This is a genomic window from Streptomyces sp. NPDC012769, assembly GCF_042901205.1.
Classification (GTDB): domain Bacteria; phylum Actinomycetota; class Actinomycetes; order Streptomycetales; family Streptomycetaceae; genus Streptomyces.
In genome coordinates this window covers 523,609-545,347 of sequence record NZ_JBIBCP010000001.1, presented here as the reverse complement: position 1 = coordinate 545,347, position 21,739 = coordinate 523,609, and the positions used below count along the sequence as shown (strand labels likewise).

The 21,739-nt window shown below is 75.7% G+C and carries 15 protein-coding genes and 1 pseudogene; 3 read left to right on the top strand and 13 right to left on the bottom strand.

What is annotated here, in order from left to right; all coding sequences use genetic code 11:
• Positions 1 to 39: 39 nt before the first annotated feature.
• Positions 40 to 2,193 (top strand): SpoIIE family protein phosphatase, encoded by a 2,154-nt coding sequence (locus ACFY7C_RS02505; protein ID WP_389645899.1) that lies wholly within the window; start codon positions 40 to 42, stop codon positions 2,191 to 2,193.
• Here ACFY7C_RS02505 and ACFY7C_RS02500 read toward each other — a convergent pair.
• The 3 genes from ACFY7C_RS02500 to ACFY7C_RS02490 form a co-directional block, all read right to left on the bottom strand.
• Positions 2,190 to 4,079, bottom strand: a complete 1,890-nt coding sequence (locus ACFY7C_RS02500) for a transketolase (protein WP_389642528.1) — start codon at positions 4,077 to 4,079, stop codon at positions 2,190 to 2,192. The genes ACFY7C_RS02505 and ACFY7C_RS02500 overlap by 4 nt on opposite strands.
• A 195-nt stretch (positions 4,080 to 4,274) precedes the next feature.
• On the bottom strand, positions 4,275 to 5,453 hold the full coding sequence (locus ACFY7C_RS02495; RefSeq protein WP_389642525.1) for an alcohol dehydrogenase catalytic domain-containing protein: 1,179 nt from the start codon (positions 5,451 to 5,453) through the stop codon (positions 4,275 to 4,277).
• Between the two features lie 73 nt (positions 5,454 to 5,526).
• Positions 5,527 to 6,297 carry an SDR family oxidoreductase gene (locus ACFY7C_RS02490; protein WP_389642522.1) on the bottom strand — a complete coding sequence of 257 codons (771 nt, stop codon included), beginning with the start codon at positions 6,295 to 6,297 and terminating at the stop codon, positions 5,527 to 5,529.
• A gap of 465 nt (positions 6,298 to 6,762) precedes the next feature.
• Here ACFY7C_RS02490 and ACFY7C_RS02485 point away from each other — a divergent pair, with 465 nt between their 5' ends.
• Positions 6,763 to 8,070 carry an MFS transporter gene (locus ACFY7C_RS02485; RefSeq protein WP_389645896.1) on the top strand — a complete coding sequence of 436 codons (1,308 nt, stop codon included), beginning with the start codon at positions 6,763 to 6,765 and terminating at the stop codon, positions 8,068 to 8,070.
• A 56-nt stretch (positions 8,071 to 8,126) separates the two neighbouring features.
• Here the strand turns inward: ACFY7C_RS02485 and ACFY7C_RS02480 are convergent, their stop codons facing one another.
• From ACFY7C_RS02480 to ACFY7C_RS02435, 10 genes and pseudogenes are all read right to left on the bottom strand, one after another.
• Positions 8,127 to 9,260 (bottom strand): glycosyltransferase family 9 protein, encoded by a 1,134-nt coding sequence (locus tag ACFY7C_RS02480; RefSeq protein WP_389642520.1) that lies wholly within the window; start codon positions 9,258 to 9,260, stop codon positions 8,127 to 8,129.
• Between the two features lie 509 nt (positions 9,261 to 9,769).
• The gene (gene rfaE2, locus ACFY7C_RS02475; protein WP_389642517.1) at positions 9,770 to 11,206 is read right to left on the bottom strand and encodes a D-glycero-beta-D-manno-heptose 1-phosphate adenylyltransferase; all 1,437 of its coding nucleotides are present in this window, start codon (positions 11,204 to 11,206) and stop codon (positions 9,770 to 9,772) included.
• Entirely contained in the window at positions 11,203 to 11,937 is a 735-nt protein-coding gene (locus tag ACFY7C_RS02470) for an SIS domain-containing protein (protein WP_389642515.1), read from the bottom strand. Before ACFY7C_RS02470 ends, rfaE2 begins: the two co-directional genes overlap by 4 nt.
• Before the next feature lie 79 nt (positions 11,938 to 12,016).
• Positions 12,017 to 13,228, bottom strand: coding sequence for a glycosyltransferase (locus ACFY7C_RS02465; RefSeq protein WP_389642512.1), 1,212 nt, complete (start codon positions 13,226 to 13,228; stop codon positions 12,017 to 12,019).
• A gap of 110 nt (positions 13,229 to 13,338) precedes the next feature.
• Positions 13,339 to 14,304 (bottom strand): glycosyltransferase, encoded by a 966-nt coding sequence (locus ACFY7C_RS02460; RefSeq protein ID WP_389642509.1) that lies wholly within the window; start codon positions 14,302 to 14,304, stop codon positions 13,339 to 13,341.
• A gap of 224 nt (positions 14,305 to 14,528) precedes the next feature.
• Positions 14,529 to 15,539: pseudogene (locus ACFY7C_RS02455) on the bottom strand (glycosyltransferase family 9 protein); the annotation flags it as partial.
• A complete protein-coding gene (locus tag ACFY7C_RS02450) occupies positions 15,536 to 16,183 on the bottom strand; it encodes a D-glycero-alpha-D-manno-heptose-1,7-bisphosphate 7-phosphatase (RefSeq protein ID WP_389642507.1) in 648 nt (215 codons plus the stop codon). The pseudogene ACFY7C_RS02455 and the gene ACFY7C_RS02450, both read right to left, overlap by 4 nt.
• 413 nt (positions 16,184 to 16,596) lie before the next feature.
• Positions 16,597 to 17,664, bottom strand: a complete 1,068-nt coding sequence (locus tag ACFY7C_RS02445; protein WP_389642504.1) for a glycosyltransferase family 2 protein — start codon at positions 17,662 to 17,664, stop codon at positions 16,597 to 16,599.
• Positions 17,661 to 19,355: a carbamoyltransferase gene (locus ACFY7C_RS02440; protein ID WP_389642502.1), complete on the bottom strand. Its 1,695-nt coding sequence runs from the start codon at positions 19,353 to 19,355 to the stop codon at positions 17,661 to 17,663. The genes ACFY7C_RS02445 and ACFY7C_RS02440 overlap by 4 nt, the downstream gene beginning before the upstream one ends.
• A gap of 102 nt (positions 19,356 to 19,457) precedes the next feature.
• On the bottom strand, positions 19,458 to 20,420 hold the full coding sequence (locus tag ACFY7C_RS02435) for an NAD-dependent epimerase/dehydratase family protein (protein WP_389642499.1): 963 nt from the start codon (positions 20,418 to 20,420) through the stop codon (positions 19,458 to 19,460).
• Between the two features lie 509 nt (positions 20,421 to 20,929).
• On the opposite strand from ACFY7C_RS02435, the gene ACFY7C_RS02430 reads away from it, so the two are divergent.
• Entirely contained in the window at positions 20,930 to 21,712 is a 783-nt protein-coding gene (locus tag ACFY7C_RS02430) for a 2OG-Fe dioxygenase family protein (protein WP_389642497.1), read from the top strand.
• The last annotated feature ends 27 nt before the right edge of the window (positions 21,713 to 21,739 follow it).

The window sequence follows — 21,739 nt, the reverse complement described above, 5'->3', positions numbered from 1 at the left end:
ACCGGTGCGAACACCGAGGACGTCTTCGGCGACGGGCGGATGGACGCCGTCGTCGCCGACGTCATGCGTCAGACCGAGGCGTCGATCGGGCTCCTCTATCTGCAGGTGCCGGGCGAGCGGATGCTGAGGCTGGCCCTGGTGTCGGGCGTCTCCCCGGAGATCGCCGCACCGTGGGTCCGGGTCCCGGCCGACGCCCCCATCCCGGTCGCCGACGCCATCCGGGACCGCAGGCTCGTCTGGCTGGGCGGCCAGCAGGAGATCGCCCGCCGCTATCCGCGGGTCGGGATCGTGCTGCCGTACGACTTCATGCTGGCGGCCGCGCCCCTCGCCGACCCAGAAGCGGGCACCGACACCGGCACCGACACCGTGTGGGGCGGCATCGTCCTGCTCTGGCCGATCTGGCACGCCCCCGAACTCGACGCACGCGAACGGACGGCGCTCGACGACTGCTGCCGCCGGTCGGCGCGGCTGCTGCGGCGGGCCGCCGAGCAGGACCCGCCGGTGCCGCCGCCCGCGGAACCGCGCGTCGTGCATCCGGCACGTCCCTCCGAGTCCGACCCCGCCCTCGGCGCGGCCGCCGTGGACTTCGCGGAACGGCTGCCCGTGGGGTGCTGCGCGCTCGACCTCGACGGGCGCATCACCTTCATCAACACCGCCGGTGCCGAGCTGGTGAACGCCGGCGCGGCCGCTCTGCTGGGCAGACGGCCCTGGGAGGTGCTGCTCTGGCTGAACGACCCGGACTTCGAGGACCGCTACCGCGAGGCGGTGGTCACCCGCCGGCCCACGTCGTTCACCGCCGTGCGGCGGCCCGCGACCCGGCTGCTGTTCGAGCTCTATCCCGACGTCACGGGCGTCAGCGTGCACATCAGCGAGCTCACCGCCCAGCCCCCCACCGAGGCGGCCACCGGGGCCACGACCGGGACCGGGGACACGACGTCGGTGCGACCGGTCGAGCCCGTCGGCGCCACCGCCGTGTACCAGCTCATGCATCTGGCGGCGTCCCTGGCCGAGGCCGCCGGCGTCCAGGACGTCGTCGAACTCGTCGCCGACCAGATCGTGCCCTCCTTCGGCCCGCGCGGCCTCGTCCTCATGAGCGCGGACGAGGGCCGTCTCCGCATCATCGGTCACCGCGGCTACCGCCAGGAGTTCGTCGACCGCTTCGACGGCACCCCGCTGACCGCGGAGGTCGCGGACGCCCAGGTGCTCGCCACCGGTGTCCCGGTCTTCTTCCCCACGTACGAGGCCCTGCGCCGCGCGCACCCCCACGCGCCGCGCTACGAGGGGCGCAACGCCTGGGCCTTCCTGCCCCTCATCGCCTCCGGCCGTCCCGTGGGCTCGCTGATCCTCTCGTACGACCGGCCGCGGCCCTTCCCGCCGGCCGAGCGGGCGCTGCTCACCTCACTGGCCGGCCTGATCGCCCAGGCCCTGGCGCGGGCCCGGCTCTACGACGCCAAGCACTCCCTCGCGCACAGCCTCCAGACGGGCCTGCTGCCGCACGGCCTGACCCCGCTTCCCGGGGTCGCCGTCGCCGCCCGCTATCTGCCCGCAGGGCATGGCATGGACATCGGGGGCGACTTCTACGACCTCGTCCACGCCACCCCCACCACCGTCATCGCCGTCATCGGCGACGTCCAGGGCCACAACACGACCGCCGCGGCCCTGATGGGGCAGGTGCGCACCGCCGTCCACGCGCACGCCACGGCCGGCGCGTCGCCCGGCGACATCCTGGCGCGGACCAACCGGCTGATGGCCGACCTCGACCCGGACCGCTTCACCAGCTGTCTGATCGCCGAGTTCGACCTGGTCCTGGGCCGCCTCCGGGTGGCGACGGCCGGACACCCGCCGCCCCTGCTGCGCCACCCCGACGGGCGCACCGAGGTCCTCGACGTCCCTCCGGGACTGCTCCTCGGCATCGGCGTCACGGCCGACGCCGACTACCGCACCACGGAGCTGCCCTGGGAGCCCGGCTCCGTCCTCGCCCTGTACACCGACGGGCTCGTCGAGGCCCCCGGCAGCGACATCGGTACGGCCATGGCGGACCTGGCCGAGCGCCTGGGCCGGTCACGGGCGCGTGACCTCGACGACCTCGCGGACGACCTGATCAGCCACGTCACGGACGCCGCGCACCGCACCGACGACGTCGCCCTCCTCCTCGTCCAAAGAGAGCCGCCCCCGCCACCATCCCCGCCCTAGGGGGCGAGGAGTTCACGGGCGGCCCGGGCGATGTGGTTCCGGGAGATGCCGCAGGCGTCGAGGAGTTCCTCGGTGGTGCCGGAGCCCGGAAGGTCCGTGACGGCGAGGTGGGCGAAGGCCGGCCGCTCGCCGCCGTACGACGCCAGGGCCGACAGGACGGCCTCGCCGATGCCGCCCTCGGGGTGGTGGTCCTCGACCACGACGAGGGCGCCGGTCTCCCGCGCCGCGCGGACGAGGGTGCCGGTGTCGACGGGCTTCACGGAATAGAGGTCGACGACCCGGGCCCGTACACCGTCCGCGGCCAGCTCATCGGCGGCGGCGAGGCACTCGTGCAGCGTGACGCCGGCGCCGACGAGGGTGACCCGGTCGTCGGTGCCGTGCTCGCGGAGGGTCTTCGAGCCGCCCACGGGGAAGGTCTCGTCGGCGCCGTAGAGGACGGGGTAGGAGCCGCGGGTGGTGCGGAGGTAGGAGATGCCGTCGAGGTCGGCCATGGCCGCGGTCAGGGCGGCCGCCGAGGTGGCGTCGCTCGGGTAGAGCACGGTGGAGCCGAGGACGGCCCGCATCATGGCGAGGTCCTCGAGACCCATCTGGGAGGGGCCGTCCGCGCCGATCTCGACACCGCTGTGCGTTCCGCAGAGCGCCATCGTGATCCGGGAGACGGCGGCCATGCGGATGAAGTCGTGGGCGCGGGTGAGGAAGGCGGCGAAGGTGGTGGCGTAGGGGCGGAAGCCGCGGACCGCCATGCCGACCGCGTCGGCGATCATCTGCTGTTCGGCGATGTAGGTCTGGAAGTACCGCTCCGGGTGGGCCTTGCCGAACTCGTCGGCATGGGTCGAGTTGCCGACCTCGGCGTCCAGGGCCACCACCTCGGGACGCGCGCCGACCGCGGCCAGGGCGGCGCCGAAGGCGACCCGGGTGGCGACCTCGTCCCCGACCTCGTAGCGGGGCAGCTCCACGCTCACGGCCCCGTCCCGCGCCCTGCCGGCGGGAGCCGATCCGTCGGCGGACGGGCGCGGGCCGCGCACCCGCAGATCGCGTACGCCGCCGAGTTCGGCGACGGCGCGTTCGGCCATGTCCTCGGGCAGCGCCTTGCCGTGCCAGCCGTCCTTGTCGGCCACCTCCGACACGCCACGGCCCTTGACGGTCCTGGCGACGATGACCGTGGGCGCCTGCCCGTCCGCGGCCGTGGTCAGCGCCCGGTCGATCGCCTCCAGGTCGTGACCGTCGACCTCGATCGCCCGGCAGCCGAACGCCTCCGCGCGGCGGACGTACGCGCCGGTGTCCCACTCCAGCTCGGTGGGACCGCGCTGACCCAGCCTGTTCACGTCGATCAGGACGGTGAGGTTGGCGAGCCGGTGGTGCCCGGCCTTGTCGAGCGCCTCCCACACCGAACCCTCGGACGTCTCGCTGTCCCCGCACAGCACCCACACCCGCGAGGACCGCTTCTCCAGGTCACGGACCGCCAGCGCGATGCCGACGGCGTAGCCGATGCCCTGGCCGAGGGAGCCGGTGGCCACGTCCACCCACGGCAGTTCGGGGGTGGGGTGACCCTGGAGCCGGTGTCCGAGGCGGCGGTACGTCGTCATCAGCTCGTCGTCGCCGATCGCGCCGGCGGCCTTGAACATCGCGTACAGCAGCGGCGAGGCGTGCCCCTTGGAGAAGACGAGGTGGTCGCCCGCCGGGTCGTCGGGCGCGTCCCAGTCGTAGCGCAGATGGCGGGTCATCAGCACCGCCATCAGGTCGGCCGCTGACAGGCTGGAGGTGGGGTGCCCCGAGCCCACCGCCGTACTGGCGCGCACCGAGTCCACGCGCAGCTGCTGGGCGAGCTCGAAGACCTGGGACAGGTCGCTTCGCGGGCCGAGCGTGGTGGTGGCGGGTGCGGTCATGACGAAGGTCCTTTCACACACGGGGATCACGGATGACACACGGGGTCACGGGCACGCGGCGCACGCGCCCATGTCCCTGCGTCTGCTCCGGGACACGGAGGTCATGCACCGCCCCGGCGGTCGGGGTGCGAGCCGGCCCGGGCACCGGGCGGCGGCCCGCCGGCCCGATGCCCGGCGCGCCGCCCCCGCAGCGGCTCAGGGCCGGAAGAGCACCTTCACCACGCCGTCGCGCTTGGCCTGGAACATCGCGTAGGCGTCCGGGGCCTCGGCGAGCGGCAGCCGGTGGGTGGCGAAGTCGTCCACGCCGAGCGGATCGGCGTCGGTGAGCAGCGGCAGCAGGTCGTCGACCCAGCGCAGGACGTTCGCCTGGCCCATGTGCAGCCGCAGCTGCTTGTCGAACATCACCAGCAGGGGCATCGGGTCGGCCGCGCCCCCGTACACCCCGGCGACCGAGACGGTCCCGCCCCGGCGCACCAGTTCCACCGCCAGGTGCAGCGCGGACAGGCGGTCCACGCCGTAGCGGCGCATCAGGCCCCGGGCGAGCACGTCGGGCAGGAGGGAGACCATCGTGTGCAGGCCGTGCGCGACCGGCGCGCCGTGGGCCTCCATGCCGACCGCGTCGATCACCGCGTCGGGTCCGCGCCCGTCGGTCAGGTCCCGCACCCGGTCCACCAGCTCCGAGTCGGACGGGTCCAGGACCTGCACCCCGCGGGCCGCCGCCCGGTGACGGCGGTCGGCCACCGGATCGATGCCGACCACGAGCTCCGCCCCGCGCAGCAGGGCGATCCGGGCGGCCATGTCGCCGATCGGGCCGAGACCGAGGACCGCGACCGAACCGCCGCGCGGCACCTCGGCGTACTCCACGGCCTGCCACGCCGTCGGCAGCACGTCCGACAGGTACACGAAGCGGTCGTCCGGCGGGCCCTCGGGCACCGGGATGGGGAGTCTGTCGCCGAACGGCACGCGCAGATACTCGGCCTGCCCGCCGGGCACCTGCCCGTACAGCTTGGTGTAGCCGAACAGGGCGGCGCCCGTGCCGTACTGGTGCACCTGGGTCGTCTCGCACTGCGAGTGCAGCCCGCTCAGGCACATGGGGCAGGTGCCGCAGGAGACGTTGAACGGCACCACCACCCGGTCGCCCGGCTTGAGCCGCCGGACCTCCGCGCCCACCTCCTCCACCACACCCATCGGCTCGTGCCCGAGCACGTCACCGGGGTCGAGGAACGGCCCCAGCACCTCGTACAGGTGCAGGTCCGACCCGCACAGCCCGCTCGACGTGATCCGCACGATCACGTCGGTCGGCTCCCGCAGCACGGGGTCGGGCACCGTCTCCACCGACACCTTGCGCCGGCCCTGCCACGTGACGGCCTTCATGGCGGCCACCTTCCCGTCCGTCTCGTCCGCTCGTCCGCTGTCTCGTCGTCCCGTGGGGGGCGGGTGCCCCGCCTCACGGCCAGGACACCTCGCGCCGGGGTACGACGACCAGCTCGGCGGCCGCGCTGCCCGCCGGCACCGAGAGCGCGTACATCACGGCGTCCGCGACGACCTCCGGGCTCTGCAGCAGCGCCGTGTCGGTCTCCGGGAAGCGCTCCATGATGAACGGCGTCTCCATGCCGCCCGCGACGATTCCCGTGACCCCGATGCCGGGGCAGTCCCGCTGCGCCTCCTTGAACAGGGTGTGCGTGAACGCGCGCAGACCCGTCTTCGCCGCGGAGTAGGGGCCCGCCTCGGTCCAGGTACGGAGGGAGGCGGTCGACAGGATGTTCACGATGTGACCGCCGCCCCGGGCGACCATGCGGCGGTAGCCCTCGCGGCACAGGTACATCGGGCCCAGCAGGTCCGTCGTGATCACCCGCGTGATCTCCTCGGACGTGAGCTCGGCCACGGACTTGGTGACGTCCACGGCGGCGCAGTTCACCAGCACGTCCACCGCACCGCCCGAGGCGTCGAGGTCCTCGAAGAGCTCCTCGACCGCCTCCGCGTCCCGTACGTCGAGCCCGACCGGCCGCGCCTGCCGGCCCTCGGCCACGAGGCTCTCGCACAGCTCCTTCGCCAGCTCCTGCCGGACGTCGGCGACCAGGACCGTCGCTCCGGCGCGCGCCAGCCTGCGGACGATCGCCGCGCCCAGGCCTCTCGCTCCGCCGGTGACGAGGGCCGACCGGCCCTCGAGTGTGATCTTTGCTCCGTCGTTCGTCCCGTCGTTCATCCCGTTGTTCATCTCTGTCCCTTCCTGCCCTTCCTGCACGCATTCGTCCGATGTGTGTGAGCAAGCCCACGCGACCCCCACAAGGCTTCTGCGACAAGGGAGTTGGGGTGGGTCGCGACCGCGGTGGTGGCGCCGTGTAAGGGGGGTCACCCTCTTCTCGGAGACCGTCTGCCACGATGGGCCGCTGACCCGCTCCCACCGTGCCGGTGTCCTCGGTGCCGCCGATGTCCCCGGCGTTCCCGGCGCGACGGATCGCGGTCGCCCCGCCGCTCCCGCCGCCCCCGCTCCCTCCACTTTCCGCGCGTGCCTCGCGCCGCGCCCGGTGATCCCGTGCCTTCCTTGCGTCTGCTCTCCTCCCCGTCCTCCTCGGTCCTCCGCCCTTGGCGGGCCCTGTCCTCCGCCGCGTCCGCGCGTCGCGGCGCCCGCCGCCCCGCCGACGACGACAGGTCGCCCTGGCGCTCGCTCCGCCACCGCAGCATGCGCTGGTGGGCCGTCGCCCACCTCGTCTCCAACACCGGCACCTGGATGCAGCTGACCGTCCAGAACCTGCTGGTCCTGCAGATCACCGGCTCGCCCGCCGCCGCCGGCCTCTCCATCTCCGCCCAGGCCGCCCCCGGCCTGCTCATGGGGCTGCTCGGCGGAGCCGTCGTCGACCGCTGGCCCCGCAAGGTGACCGCCGCGCTCGCCCAGGTGACGCTCGGCCTGGTGGCCCTGGCCACCGCCGCCCTCGTCGCCTTCGACCAGCTGAACCTGCCCGTCCTCCTCGGGCTCGCCGTCCTCACCGGCCTCGTCGCCACCGTCGACGGCCCGGCCTGCGCGCTGCTCGGCAACGACCTCGTGCCCGCCCGGGACGTCCCCTCGGCCATCGGCGTCGGTTCGCTCGCCCACAGCGCGGGCCGGCTCGCGGGTGCCGCCCTGGCCGGCATCACCGTCGCGACGCTCGGCACGGCCGCCGCCTACGTCGCCAACGGCGTCTCGTTCTTCTTCGTGGCGGCCGTGATCCCGTTCCTGACGCTGATCCGTCCCCAGCACGGGGCGATGGAGGCCGGTTCCGCCGCCGACGGGTCCACCGGCCCCGCACGAGCGGCGGCCGACGCGGCCGACGCCTCCGACACCAGCGTCCGTGGTGGCCTGGTCTTCTTCGCCCGGCGCCCCCGGCTCGTCGCCCTCGCGGCCCTGAACGCGGTCAGCGCACTCTTCGGCCGCAACTACTCCCTGACCCTCGCCGTCCTGGTCACCGGACCGCTCGCCGGCTCCGCCGGCTCCTTCAGCGCCGTCTCCACGGCGCTGGCCGTCGGCGGCATCGTCGGCGCGGTGCTCGGCGCGCGGCTGCGCAGCCCCCGGGTCCGGATGGTCGCCCTCCTCACCGCGGGCGGCGCACTCCTCCAGGTGGTCGCGGGCGTCTCGCCGTCCCTGATGTTCCTCGTGGTGCTCGCGCTGCCCATGGCCGTCGCCGAGTCCGTCACCGACACCGCCCAGAACACCCTGCTGCAGACCGACCCGCCGCCCCACATGCGCGGCCGCGTCCTCGGCGCCTGGAATAGCATCCGCACCCTCTGGGGCCTGGCCGCGCCGCCCACCCTGGGCCTGCTCATGGAGATCCTGGGCGCGCGGGGCGCCCTGGTCACCGGCGGCCTGGTCGTCGCGGCCGCGGTGACCGCCGGATGGCTGCTGCGCGGTCCCCGGACCGCCGGCGCGACCGTCCGGATGACGCCGAAGCCGCTTCCCGAGCCGGTCGAGGTCCGCACGCCCCTCACCCGGCCCGCGCTGGAGAGCGCGGCCTGAGCGGAGCGCCTCCACCGGGCCGGGCGCGGGTGCGCGCCCGGAAGCGGACCGCCGGCTCACCGGCTCGCCGCCTCGACGACGGGGGCGGGGCGACCGGCGTCAGTGGGGCGACCGGCGTCAGCGGCGGGAGCGGCGGACGCCGACAGGGCGAGGACGGCCTCCAGGACCTCGTCGACCGTGATCTCCAGCAGCCGGGGGTCCGGCCGGTCCGCGTGCGGATCGCCCGGGCTCCCGGCTGCCGGGCCGTGCCCCGGGTGCCAGAGCGCCCGGTGGCGTCCGTTCTCCGGCGGCCCCCACAGCGCCGGTGACACCGGCCCGAAGAGCACCACCGAGCGGGTGCCGAGCGCGGTCGCCAGATGAGCGAGGCCCGTGTCCCCGACCACGACACAGCGCGCGGCGGCGACCAGCCCGCACAGCTCCTCGAACGGAATCCCCTCGCCCGCGCCGTCCCCGCCCATCACCGCCGACGGGGGCAGACCGGCGTGCTCCGCGACCGACCGGGCGAGCGGGCCCTCGCCCGGACCCGCCGTCACCAGCACCGGCAGGCCCGCCCGGCGCACGCCCCGTACCACCGCCGCGAACCGGTCCACCGGCCAGCGCCGGGCGGCCGCCTGCGCCCCGGGGTGGACCACGACCGCGCCCGGCAGCGGGGACCGGGCCCCGGCCGGCGGCGCGATCAGGACGTCGTCCGGATCGGCGGCCGGCCCGTACCAGCGCAGCAGCCGGCACCAGCGCAGCCGTTCGTGCTCGTCCGGGATCCAGGCAGGTCCCCGCACGCCCGGGACCTCCGGGTGGCGGAAGGCCCACAGACGCTCCGGCCCGAGCCCGGCGAGCAGACGGTGACTGGCGGGCCCGCGCCCGTGCAGATTCACCGCCAGGTGCGGGCCGCGCGCCTCGCCCGGCAGCAGGGCGGGCACGCTCCGTCCAGGACCCGAGGCGTCCAGCAGCCGGTCCACGCACCCCGTGGCCCGCGCCACCGGCGCCAGCTCCCGCGGCGCGGCGAGCACCAGCTCATGCTCCGGCAGCGCCCGCCGGAGCGCCCGCAGCGCCGGTACGGCGGTCAGCAGATCCCCGAGCCCGAGAGCCCGCAACACCAGCACCACCGGCCGCCCGCCGGAGAGACGGCCGTGCCGCGGAGCGGCGGTGGCGCCCGGCGCGGCGCCGGGCCCGGAGGGGCGGTTCTTCGGCATACGGGGCGGGTCGGGCTGCCCCGTGGGTGCCGCCTCGTCAGGTGTACGGGACGGGTCGGGCCGCTCGGAAGCGGCGGCGGGCCCGGTGTCGGGTCGCGGGGAACGGCCCTTGGACGTCTGCCCCGTGAGTGCCGAGGCCTTCGGCGTACGGGACAGGTGCGGCCGCTCGGGAGCGGCGGCGGGCCCAGAGCGGGTGCCCCACGGCGTACGGGGCGGGTCGTGCCGCACCGGCGCGGTGCCGTCGCTGGGCGGCCGGGGATCACGTGTGGCGGCGGGCGCGGCGTCCCGACCAGGCGTATGGTGCGGGTCGTGCCGCACCGGCGCGGTGCCGTCGCCGGGCGGCCGAGGATCACGTGTGGCGGCGGGCGCGGTGCCGTCGCCGGGTGGCCGGTGACCCGGTGTGGCGGCCGGCCTGGTGGCCCGGCCCGGCGGCCGGCGATCCGGCGCGGTGCGCTCTCCGCGCGGCCGGGAATCCCGCGTGGTGTCCCGGCCGGCGGCTTCCGGCGCGCTCATCGGTCGGACCGTCCCGCCGCCGCGGCACGGGCGGCTCGGTCGGCCAGGAGGGTCGTCGAGCGGCCGTCCAGATACGGCAGGACGACCGTCTGGCCACCCCAGCGCCGTAGGGCCCGGGTCTCGGGGAGGCCGTCGGGGGAGTAGTCGCCGCCCTTCACCCACACGTCCGGCCGCAGCGCCTCCAGGAGCCGTTCCGGGGTGTCCTCGTCGAAGGCCACCACCGCGTCGACGCTGCCGAGGGCGGCCAACACGCGCATCCGGTCGGCGAGCGGGGTGAGGGGACGGCCGGGGCCCTTCAGCCGGGCGAGGGAGGCGTCCGAGTTGACGCACACGATCAGGCAGTCGCCGATCCGGCCGGCGCGTTCCAGGAGACCGACGTGGCCGGCGTGCAGCAGATCGAAACAGCCGCCCGTGGCGACCACGGTGCCGCCCCGGGCCCTGACGCGGCGGGCGAGGGCGAAGGCGTCCTGGGCGGGCTCGCGGCCGGGCGTCGGGGGCGTGGCGTCCTGTCGGGCGCCGGACACGGCCGAGGCGCCGCCCGCGCCGACGAACGCGGCGGCCTCGGACACGGCCCGTTCCACCGCCTCCTCCGGCAGGGCGCCCTCGGCGAGCGCCATCGCCGCCGCCGCGGCGAAGCAGTCGCCCGCGCCGCACGGGTCGCCGCCGCTGACGGCGGGCGCGGGCACCAGCAGCGGAGCCGTCGAACCGGCCCTCGTCAGCAGGGCCCCCGCCGCGCCGAGGGTGATGACGACATGGGTGGCGCCCCACCGCTCGGCGAGCTCGGCGCCCCGCTCGGCGTGCGAGCGCAGCGACGAGCCCGGCCGCGGACTCAACGCCGCGGCCTCCTTCGCGTTCGGGGTCGCGAGACGGGTCCCGGCCACCGGCGGGCCGCCGCGCGGATGCGGGTCCCACACCACGGGCACGCGCCGGGCCGCCGCGGCGAGCCACTCGCGCAGCGCGTCGGCCGTGCCCCGGCCGTAGTCGGAGACCAGGACCGCGCCCGCGGACTCCAGCGCGCGCGCCACCTCGGTACCGGGCCGTCCCGGGGTTCCACCGCCCCGGTCGAGCCGGACGACGGGCCGCCCGCCGGCCAGGACCCGGGTCTTCACCGGCAGGGTGCCGTCCAGCGGCACCGTGACGAGCCGCACGCGGTCGCCCAGACACCGCCGGGCCGCCGCACTGGCCTCGTCGGAGCCGAGCGCGGTGACGAGGACGACGTCCGGGGCGTTCCGCCGGTCGCCGCGCCGCGCGCCGGACCGGGAGCCGAGCCGCGCGGCGAGGACCGCGGCGAGCCCCGCCCCGCCCGCCCGCCGCCACACCCCCGCCACGTCGACCACCGGCACCGGCGCGTCCGGCGCCAGTCGGCCGGCCTCGCCCTCGATGTCCTCGTCGAGCAGCAGATCACCCACGACGACCAGCGGACCTCGGCTCACGACGCACCTCCGTACGGTCGGCCGTTCGCGCCCCCGTGCGGGTGGCCACCCGCCCGGGCCGGTGGCCCCGTCGGCACGGCGGCCCTCCCGGGGGCGCCCTCGGGCCCGGTGGCCAGGCCGGTGCGCGCGCCCCGGTCCGCCGCGGCCGCGTCCACGAGGGACGCGTCGAAGAACTCGCACAGCAGGTGCACGACCACCAGGTGGGCCTCCTGGACCGTCGCCGTGGTGTCGGCGTCGATGGTCAGGGCGTCGTCCGAGGCCTCGGCGAGGGGGTTGGGGCCGGGGCCGGTGACGGCCCAGACGGCGAGGCCGCGGGAGCGGGCCGTCATCGCGGCGGACAGCAGGTTGGGGCTGCGGCCCGAGGTCGACAGAAGGACGAGGAGGTCGCCGGGCCGGCCGTGCGCGGCGACCTGGCGGGCGAAGACCTGCTCGAAGCCGTAGTCGTTGCCGATGGCCGTGACGCTGGACGTCTCGGCGTGCAGGGACAGGGCCGAGTAGGCGGGGCGCTCGTCGCGGTAGCGCCCGACGAGTTCCGCCGTGAGGTGCTGCGCCTGCGCGGCGCTGCCGCCGTTGCCGGCCGCCAGCAGCCGCCCGCCGTCGGTGAGCACCGCCGCGAGGCGGCGCCCCCACCGGGCGAGCCGGCGCAGATCCGCACCGTCCAGACGGTCGACGGCCTGGCACAGCGCCCGGCAGTGCAGCCGTGCGTCCTCGTAGATCTCGGATTCGTTCATGTCGCGTCGGCCGGGTGCCCCGCCGGGACCGGGCCGCACCTCCCTCGCCAGTCGTCGGTGTCCTCGCCAGTCGTCGGTGTCAGAGTGCTCCGGCCATCGGCGCGTGTGCGGCGAGCACCGCCCGGTAGGACGCCTCCGTCGCCCCGGCCACGCGCTGCCAGGAGAAGCGTTCGAGGACCCGGCGCCGCCCGGCCCTGCCGTACTCCGCGCGCAGCGCGGGATCGGCGAGCAGCAGCCGAACGGCCGCGGCCAGCACAGGTGGGCTGCCGGGCGGCACCAGCAGGCCGTTCACACCGTGGGCCACCGTGTCCAGCTGGCCTCCCACCGCGCTGGCGACGACCGGCCGGCCGCACGCCATGGCCTCCAGCGGCACGATGCCGAAGGGTTCGTAGTCCCCCGGGCACAGCACGACGTCGGCGCTCCGCATCAGGACCGGCACCGCCGCCGGCGGCACGGCCCCCGTGAAGAACACCCGGTCCGCGACGCCCGTCTCGGCGGCGAGCGCGCGCAGTCGCCGCACCTCCGGGTCCGCGTCGAGCGCGTCGGGCGCGGGCCCTCCGGCGATCACGAGCTCGGTGCCGGGCAGCCGCCCGAGGGCGGCGACGGAGACGGCCGCGCCCTTGCGGGGCACCAGCCGGCCCAGGTGCAGCAGGCGGTGGCGGTACGGTCCGCGCCGGGCGGCCGGTCCGTCCGGCCGGAAGGCGGCCGGGTCGACGCCGCAGGGCACGATGTCGGCCTTGACGCGGGCGATGCCCATCGCGGCCAGCTCCTCGACCTCGTCGCGGCAGGTGGCGACGACCCGGTCGCAGCCCAGGCCCACCTCCCGCTCGTACGCGACGCGGGTGGGGGGACTCGTGTCCGCCGCGCCCTGGTGGCGCCGCTTCACGATGCCCAGCGCGTGGTACGTGTGCAGGAGCGGTATGCCCGTCTCCCGGGTCGCCCAGAGCCCGGCGAGCCCCGACATCCAGAAGTGGGAGTGGACCACGTCAGGGCGCTCCTCGCGCCACCGGTCGGCCAGATGGCGCGCGAACGGCCGCATGTGGGAAAGGAGTTCGTCCTTCGGCAGGTGCTCGGGCGGACCGGCCGGCACATGGCGGACGAGCACCCCGCGCCGCAGCGGCACCGTGTCCGGCAGGGCGGCGTCGTCCCGCCGGGTGTAGACGGTCACCCGGTGGCCCCGGTCCGCGAGCGCGCCCGCCAGCTGGGCGACGTGCACGTTCTGACCACCGGCGTCCACGCCGCCGAGGGCGGCGAGCGGGCTCGCGTGCTCGGATATCAGGGCGATCGACAAGGGGCCGCGCGCACCCCCCGGAGCCGCCGACCGGGCCGGACGCGCCGCCCGCCCCGGGGAGTTCGACGCAGAGGAGGGCGGGGACGCCGAGGAGTTCGAATGGAGAGGGGTCATGAGCACGCCTCCGCGATGAGGCGCTCCCAGTCGTCCAGGAAGCGCTTGAGGCCGTAGTGTTCGAGGGCCGCCTGACGGGCCCGGGCGCCGTCGGCGGCGGCCGCGTCGCGGTCGTCGAGGTAGCGCCGGGCCGCTCGCGCGAGCACCTCCGGTCGTGTGGACAGGATTCCGGCACCGGCGGGTACCGCCTCGACCGCCTCGGTGGTGGCGAGCGCGACGACGGGCATGCCGAGGTGCATCGCCTCGAGCAGGGAAAGGCCGAGGGACGTCCAGCGCACCGGGTGGAGGTAGAAACGCCGTTCCGCCATGGCCGAGTGGAGCCGTGCCTGGGGGAGGTCGGCCGTGCGGCACCGTTCCTCAGGCAGTCCCAGGTGCGCGGCCAGTCCCTCGGTCCGCATCCCGAAGACGTCCAGGGGCACCGCCCGCGCCAGCTCGGGCAGCAGGTCCGTCCCGACGTAACGGCCGCGCCGCACCGGCTCGTTGATCACCACGGCGGCTCGGGCGAGGTCGCCGGTGTAGCGGTGGCCGGGGTCGACGACGCCGTGTTCGACCACGGCGGTCCTGGTCGTGCCGTTGTCCCACAGCAGCCGGTTGAAGTGGGTGACGTGCACGAGGGTCAGGTCCCGGCGGTCGGCCACCGGATGCCGGGTCAGGGGAACGTCACCACGGGGGGTGTTGTGCTCCACGTACACCGCCGGAACGTCCCTGCCGGGCCGTCGGCCGCCGAGCCATCGTGTGGCCAGCTCCTCCTCGTGGGGCCGCTGGAGCACGACCAGGTCGACCGGCGCGTCCCGGAGCCGGTCCGGCGCGATCTCGTGGACCGAGTCGGGCCACGCGAAGGTCTGGGCCCTGCCCCGCCCGTCGGGGCCGCGATCGGGCGTGACGGGTGTCAGGTAGGTGTGCGGCCCCTGGACGAATGCCGTCGTCCAGGATCCGTGGACGTGCCACAGCAGGATGTTCATGCGGTCGTTCCTCCTCTCGCCCCCGACACGGCGGTCGTGGCTTTCCCCGCAGTCGCCGCGGTCGCCGCGGTCGGTGGGGTGGCGGCGGCCGGTGCGGTGGCGGCGGCCGGTGCGGTGGCGGCGGCCGGCCGGTCCCGGCGCGCGGCGAGTCCGTGCGGGCCCTCCGTGCGGGGCGGCCCGTCGTGGTCGTACGGGGCCTTGGGGGGAGCGGGCCCCGGGTCCGGTTCCAGGAGCGAGGCCACGGCCTCGATCACCTCGGCGTCGCCGACCCCGTCGAGGCACGGATGCCCCGCCACGGGACAGACGCGGGCCCTGGTCAGCGCGCAGGCCGCCCGCTGGTCGCCGAGCAGCACATGCCGCACCCCGTAGGGCCGCCAGCGCTCGGCCGGGACCACCGGCGCGAACAGGCACACCACCGGTGTCGCGACGGCCGCCGCGAGATGGGCGGGCCCGGTGTTGCCGGTGACCACGGCGTCGGCACGGGCGAGGACGCCCGCGAGCTCGTCCAGGCCCGTGGTCGCCCCGCCGAGGTCCAGGCCGTGCCGGCCGGCCACCCGCGCCGTGAGCGCGCGTTCCGCCGGACCCCCGGTCACCACCACCCGGCGGCCGGCCTCGTGGAGAGCCGTCACCGCCCGGGCGGCCCGGCCGGGGCTCCAGGCGCGCGCCGGGACGGCGGCCCCCGGGTGCAGCACGACGTACGGGCCGCTGCCCGTCAGGTGGGTCGTGTCCGGCACGGCGCCGACGTGGAGCCGGCCGTCGTCGCCGGGCGGCAGCCGGAAGCCCGCCGCGAACGCCAGGTCGAGCGCCGCCTCGGCCTCGTGCCGGCCGTCGCCGCGCCGGTGCCTTAGGTCGAGCAGCGCCCCCGGGTAGTCCTCGCTGTCGGCGCCGATCCACGGCACCCCGGCCAGCCGGAGCAGCAGCGCGGCGGGCAACGGGCTCTGGTGGTACGACACGAGGACGAGCGCCCGGTCGAACCGGCCGGCCGCCACGCTCTCCACGAGTCGCGCCACGCCGTCCGGGGTGAGCGGCGGCGGTTCGAGACCCACCCACGGCGCCTCGTACACCAGCACCTCGTCCACGCCGGGCAGCATCCGCGCGGCGGGCGCGCCCTGGGGGCCGCACAGCACCGCAGTCCACGACGAATGCGCGGCGGCGGCCCGCACGGCCGGACCGGCGAGCAGCACGTCCCCGGCGCTGTCGAGGCGCACCACGAGCGTGCGCGGACGGGCGTTCACCGGGCACCGCCCCGGTCGACGGCGCGGTCCGACGACAACGACGACGATGACCACGACGACCCTGACGACGGCACGCCGAGCGCGACCCGCACCGCCGTCATCAGGTCGGGCGCGGTACGGGGCGCGGCGGCGATCTCCTCGGGCAGGGTGACCGGCGTCGGAACGAGCACGCCCCGAGCGCCGGCCGCCCGTGCGGCGGCCATGTCGGAGCCGATGTCACCGATCACGACGGTACGGGAGGGCCGCGCGCCCAGCTTGGCGCAGGCGGCGAGTACGAGTCCGGGTGCGGGCTTGCGGCAGCCGCAGCCGTCGTCCGGGCCGTGCGGGCACACCGCCCACACCCCGAAGGGCCCGAGCAGGCCCTCCACGCGCTGCCGCACCGCGTCCACCTGGCGTCTCGTCAGAAGACCGCGGGCCACCCCGGACTGGTTGCTCACGACCCCGACGGGGATCCCGCGCGACCGCAGCAGGGCGACGGCCTCCTCGGCACCCGGCAGCGGCACCACCCGCTCGGGATCGCCGTTGTACGGCACGTCCACGATCAGCGTCCCGTCCCGGTCGAACAGCACCGCATCCGGGGCCGGTCCGACGGCGCCCCGGGCGCCGGGGCCGCCAGCGGCCGGGTCGCCGACAGCCGGGTCCATGGCAGCGGGGCCCGGGACGGGCGGGTCCGTGACAGCCGGGCCCACGGTGGCCGGGTCGCCGACTGCCGGGTCCGCGACGGACCGCTCTCGCGGTCCGCCGTACGGCGACGGGCCGTACGGCCACGGTCCACCGAACAGCCACGGTCCGCCGACGGCGCTCAAGTCCGCGGCTCGCCTGTCTGCCGCCCGTCCGTGCGTCGGTCGTTCCTCCGGCGTCCGTCCGTGCGTCGGTCGTTCCTCCGCCGCTCGCCCGTCCGTCGGCCCGTCCGTCGTCCGCCCGCCCGGCCCCGCCGGGCCCGGCGCGGCCGCACTCTCGTGTCCGGCGCGGCCGCTCCGTACGGCGGTCGCCGTGGGGGGCGCGCTCCGGTCCGCTCGCCGGTCGAGCGGTGGAGCCGAGCGGGTGCCGTCGGCGGTCATGACACGGCCTCCGCACGTGTCTCGGCCGTGATCGCGGCGCCGCTCGGCTCCGGCGGCCGGGCCGGCGGGCGGGGGCGGGCGTTGTGGTGGGCGACCAGGCCGCGCAGCCAGTGCCAGGTCGCGGCCGGCGGGATGACCGCGCTGGTGAGGACCATGTCGAGGACCTCCGCGCGGGTGCGCGGGCCCGGCAGGACGCGGGCGAGTGTGAACTCGGCCGTACCGGCGCCCCACACGGCGCCGCACACCGCCGCGGCCCGAAGGCGACCGGTGACGGCGAGGCCCAGGGCGGCCGCGCCGGCGGCCGTGAGGGCCCGGTGGCGCGACAGCCGGCCGCGCGGCGCACCGGCGCGGGTGCGCCAGTCCGGGCCGTGCAGCCGCCGCATCAGCACGTCGTCGCCGTTGCCCGCCTGCTGGCGCACCGAGAGCCAGCGGCCGCCCTGCCGTGGCGGATGGGCGGTGCGGCGACGACCCTGGGCGAGCACCCAGCCGCCGTCGAGCAGCCGCAGCGCGAGGTCCGCGTCCTCGCGGAAGGCCCGGCGGAAGCGCTCGTCGAAGCCTCCCACCGCCTCCAGCGCCTCGCGCCGTACGGCCATGTCCGCGGTGATCCACCGTGCCGTGGCCAGCGCGGCGGTGTTCCGTTCCCCGTCCGTGGGGCGCCGGTCGTCGGGCAGCGGCACCTCGATCCGCGCCGCCACGGCGGCCGTTCCGGTCGACGCCGCCGCCAGGTCCCGGGCCAGGTCCTCGCCCCACCGGGCGGACGGCACGACGTCGTCGTCGAGGAAGACGATCCACGGCACGTCGCCGGCGTGGCGCGCGCCCACGTTCCGCGCGGCGGCGGGCCCCCGGGCCAGGCCGGGGACCACCGTGGTGACCCCGCGCAGCTCGTGCGGCACCGGCAGCTCGGGCACGGTGCCGTCCGGCCCCGGCCGGTCGTGCACGACGACCACCCGGGTCGGCGGCCGGCCGCCCGACCGCGCGAGGGCCTCCAGACAGAGCCGCAGGCTCGGCCGGCCCGTCGTCGGCACGACGACCGCGTAACTCGGCGACTGGAAAGGGGCGTTCACCGGGCGTCACCCCCGTCGGCCGCCGTGACGCTCCATCCGTTCGTCCCGGCACCGGCGAACATCTCGCTCCTGCGGACCGCGAACGGCCCGATCGCGAGCAGGTCGACCGGCGTCGAGCCGAAGCACTCCAGGGCGTCGCGCGGATCGTCCACCATCGGACGGCCCGCCGTGTTCAGGCTGGTGTTGACCACCACCGGCAAACCGGTCAGCCGCTCGAACTCCTCCAGCATCCGGGCCACCAGCGGCTCGTGACGGCGGTCCACGGTCTGGATCCGCGCCGTGCCGTCGACGTGGACGACGGCCGGGATACGGTCGCGCCACTCCGGCGCGACCTCGTGGACGAAGAGCATGTACGGGCTGGGCAGCGGGCCGTCGAAGATCTCGGCGGACCGTTCCGTCAGCACCATCGGCGCCACCGGCCGGAACTGCTCGCGTCCCTTGATGTCGTTGAGCCGCTCCAGGTTGCCGGCGTGCCCCGGATGCGCGAGCAGCGAGCGGTGCCCGAGCGCTCTCGGGCCGAACTCCGAACGCCCCTGGAACCAGGCCACCACCCCGTTCGCGGCCAGCACCTCCGCCACGGCGACGGCGATGTCCGGCGGACGGTCGAAGGGGACCGCCGCCGTCTTCAGCCGTCCGGCGATCTCCGCGTCCGACCACTCCCGGCCGAGCGCGGCCCCCGGCATCGGCGACGGCTGCTCGCCGGCCTCCGCCGACAGCAGCAGCGCCCCGCCGAGCGCCGTGCCCGCGTCACCCGCGGCGGGCTGCACCCAGACGCGGGAGAAGGGACCCTCGCGCGCGATCCGCGAGTTGGCCACGCAGTTCAGGGCCACGCCGCCGGCGAGGGTGAGGACGCTGTCATGGGTCTCGCCGTGCAGCCACCGCACCAGGTCGAGCAGGGTCTCCTCCAGGACGGCCTGCGCGCTGGCGGCCAGGTCCGCGTGGTCGGCGGTCCACGGCTCGTCGGCCCCGCGCGGCGGACACAGCTCCGCCCACGGCACCCCGTGGGCCCGGAAGCCGCCGTCGCCCGTGGGATGGACGTACCGCCGGATCTCGTCCGCCATCCGGGGCCTGCCGTGCGAGGCGAGCGCCATCACCTTGAACTCGTCGGAGGAGCGCAGGAATCCGAGGTGCTCGGTGAGCTCCTCGTACACCAGGCCCAGCGAGTCGGGCAGCAACTGGGCGCGCAGCGGCTCCAGATGGTCGCCCACGCGCCGCGCGGCCAGGTGCGAGGCGCACTCGCCGCGCCCGTCGAGCACGAGCACCGACGAACTCTCGGCGGCCTCGGCGGCGAACGCCCCCGACGCGGCGTGTGCCATGTGGTGGCCGACGAACCGGACCGCCTCCGGGTTCAGACCGGGCAGGGCCGTCGCCAGGAACCGGGGCGCGTGCCGGGCGTAGGCCTGGCGCAGGCTGTCCCAGGGGTCGTCGAGACCCAGGGTGTCGGCGGGCCGGGCCAGTCCGGGATCGTACGAATACGCCACCACGTCGATGTCGCAGGGGCGCAGCCCCGCGCGCTCCAGGCACCATCGCGCGGACTGCTCGGGCAGCTCCCAGGCGGAGAAGGGCACTGGTCGCTTGCCGTGTTTCCGTCGGGAGAAACGCTCCTCCTCGGCGGCGGCGACGGTCATCCCGTCGACGACCACGGCGGCGGCTGGGTCGTGGAAGAGGGCGTTGATGCCGAGAACACGCATGAGCGGGGCCTTCCGGTGGAATGCGGCGCGGTGCGCCCGGGGGAGCGGCGGAGAGGGGCGGAGGAGACCGGGGCGGGAGACACGGGAGACGAACGGCCGGTCTCATTCGGTCTGTTGGGACCGGAACCACTCGATCGTCCGTCGCAGCCCCTGATCGGCCGGGACCTGTGGCTGCCACTGGAGCTTGTCGCGGGCCAGGGTGATGTCGGGGCAGCGCACGGCGGGATCGTCCACGGGCCGTTCGACGAAGCGCACAGTGGAGCGCGAACCGGTCAGTTCGATGATCCAGCGGGCCAGGTCCAGCATGGAGATCTCGGACGGGTTGCCGATGTTCACCGGCCCCGGCATGCCGTGCGCCGCGGCCGCGAGGACACCGCGCACGGTGTCGTCGACGTAGCACAGCGAACGGGTCTGCCGCCCGTCGCCGGCGACGGTGAGCGGCTCGCCGGCGAGCGCCTGTCGTACGAAGGTGGGGACGGCACGTCCGTCGTAGCCGCGCATACGCGGTCCGTACGTGTTGAACAGCCGTACGATCAGGGTGTCCGTGCCGCGGGCCTGCGCGGCGGCGGTGGTGAGCGCCTCACCGAAGCGTTTCGCCTCGTCGTAGACGCTTCGGGGGCCGATCGGGTTCACATGGCCCCAGTACCGCTCGCTCTGCGGATGTTCCTCGGGATCGCCGTAGACCTCGGAGGTCGAGGCGAGGACGAAGCGCGCACCGCAGGCGTGGGCCAGAGCGAGCGCGTTGCGGGTGCCGAGACTGCCCGTCTCCAGGGTGTGCACGGGCAGCCGCAAATAGTCGGCGGGGGACGCCGGCGAGGCGAAGTGGAGGACCAGATCCGGATCCCGGTCCACCGTGAACGGCTCGCGGACATCCGCTTCCACCAACCGGAACCCGGGATGGTCCCGCAGTTCCGCCACGTTGGCGGGCGTTCCTGTGCTGAAGTCGTCGACGCAGGTCACCTCCGTGCCGCCGGCGAGGAGCGCGGCGCACAGATGGGATCCGACGAAACCGGAACCTCCGGTGACGACGGCGTGTCCCCAACGAGGGGCGTGGGACATGGCCATGGGGGATCTCCTCAACCCGAGCAGTGGGGGAGACGAGCCGCGGCTCAGGGCGGTCCTTGCCGCCGCAGCCCGGGACCGGTCGGCCCTCGGGGCGTTGCACGCATCGCCAGTCAGTCTCACCCGGGGTCCGGGGGGCCGCCACCCGACCGTTTCGTGCGGGTGGCCGCGCGTGTGCCGTGGCGGCGGGCTGTTACCCCGCTGGAGCAGCGCTACTCCTCGCGTACACCGCCTTTCTCAGCGAATCGGGAGAAAGTTGAACTTCTGTGCGAAAACTCCGACTCTCCGGCAGGGTGACGGGTAGGTGAAGACAACAGCGCTCCGGCCATGGGTGCCGGGGCCTGACACGTGGAGATGGCCGTGAACGCAGAGGACGGAGCGGATCCGGAGCGGCACATCGTCCGCGGCGCCGACTGACGCCGGGCGCCGAGGGAGTGCGCCGGACGGAGTGCGCCGGACGGACGTGTGCCGCATACCAGGCGCTTGACGGAGCGGTGCGTCGGGGCGGGTGCATGAGGCGCGAGAGCCGGGGCAACCGCCCGGCCATGAGCGACCTCGACCTGAACCTCGACCTCGAACCCTTCACGCGACAGCTGGCCGACCCCGGAGCCTGTCTCATCTCCGCGGAGGAGACCGCCCGGAGGCTCGGCACGGACCCCGAGCGGTGGGCGGCCTTCGACCGCCACTGGGACGAGCTCGTGCCCGACCCCTATCTGCACTCCTCGGGCTCCCTGCGGATGCGCCGCTACGGGCACTTCGGCCTGAGCCGCACGGGAGAGCGACGCCCCCGGCCGCACGGGGCCTTCCTCCAACCGGGGGACAGCAACCCGCTGTACGTGGGACGGGAGCGGCACTTCGAACCGCTCACCGACGCCTTCATGGCCGACCCGCTCCTGACGGACATCCTGCGACTGCTGGCCGAGGCGGCGTCCGTGCTCGCCGACCCGCCCGAGTGGACCGTCAAGATCCACCCCTTCCGGGTCGTGGCGACCGCCGGCCGGGACGGGGAACCCACGCCGGAGGGCGTGCACCGCGACGGAGTCACCCTGGTGTCGTCCCTGCTGGTCGACCGGGGCAACGCGGACGGCGGCGAGAGCACGGTCTACCACCCCGACGGGGCGCCCCTCTTCCAGACCGTCATGGACCAGCCCGGCACGCTGCTCCTCGGCGACGACCGCCGCACCCTCCACGGAGTCTCGGCGGTACGGCCCCACGACCCCGGACGTGCCGCCCACCGCGACGTCCTGGTGATCACCCTGGCCGAACCCGGGCACGAGCACGAGCCCGCCTCGTGACCTGAACCGGAGCGCCGCGCCGGCCGA

Excerpts from the sequence above, each read along its gene's own strand:
- ACFY7C_RS02470 (WP_389642515.1), bottom strand. The coding sequence starts at position 11,937 with ATGAACGAATCCGAGATCTACGAGGACGCACGGCTGCACTGCCGGGCG.
- ACFY7C_RS02485 (WP_389645896.1), top strand. The coding sequence starts at position 6,763 with ATGCGCTGGTGGGCCGTCGCCCACCTCGTCTCCAACACCGGCACCTGG.
- ACFY7C_RS02435 (WP_389642499.1), bottom strand. The coding sequence starts at position 20,420 with ATGGCCATGTCCCACGCCCCTCGTTGGGGACACGCCGTCGTCACCGGA.
- ACFY7C_RS02430 (WP_389642497.1), top strand. The coding sequence starts at position 20,930 with ATGAGGCGCGAGAGCCGGGGCAACCGCCCGGCCATGAGCGACCTCGAC.
- ACFY7C_RS02505 (WP_389645899.1), top strand. The coding sequence starts at position 40 with ATGGACGCCGTCGTCGCCGACGTCATGCGTCAGACCGAGGCGTCGATC.
- ACFY7C_RS02480 (WP_389642520.1), bottom strand. The coding sequence starts at position 9,260 with ATGCCGAAGAACCGCCCCTCCGGGCCCGGCGCCGCGCCGGGCGCCACC.
- ACFY7C_RS02440 (WP_389642502.1), bottom strand. The coding sequence starts at position 19,355 with ATGCGTGTTCTCGGCATCAACGCCCTCTTCCACGACCCAGCCGCCGCC.
- ACFY7C_RS02495 (WP_389642525.1), bottom strand. The coding sequence starts at position 5,453 with ATGAAGGCCGTCACGTGGCAGGGCCGGCGCAAGGTGTCGGTGGAGACG.
- ACFY7C_RS02450 (WP_389642507.1), bottom strand. The coding sequence starts at position 16,183 with ATGGACCCGGCTGTCGGCGACCCGGCCGCTGGCGGCCCCGGCGCCCGG.
- ACFY7C_RS02460 (WP_389642509.1), bottom strand. The coding sequence starts at position 14,304 with ATGAACATCCTGCTGTGGCACGTCCACGGATCCTGGACGACGGCATTC.
- ACFY7C_RS02490 (WP_389642522.1), bottom strand. The coding sequence starts at position 6,297 with ATGAACAACGGGATGAACGACGGGACGAACGACGGAGCAAAGATCACA.
- ACFY7C_RS02500 (WP_389642528.1), bottom strand. The coding sequence starts at position 4,079 with ATGACCGCACCCGCCACCACCACGCTCGGCCCGCGAAGCGACCTGTCC.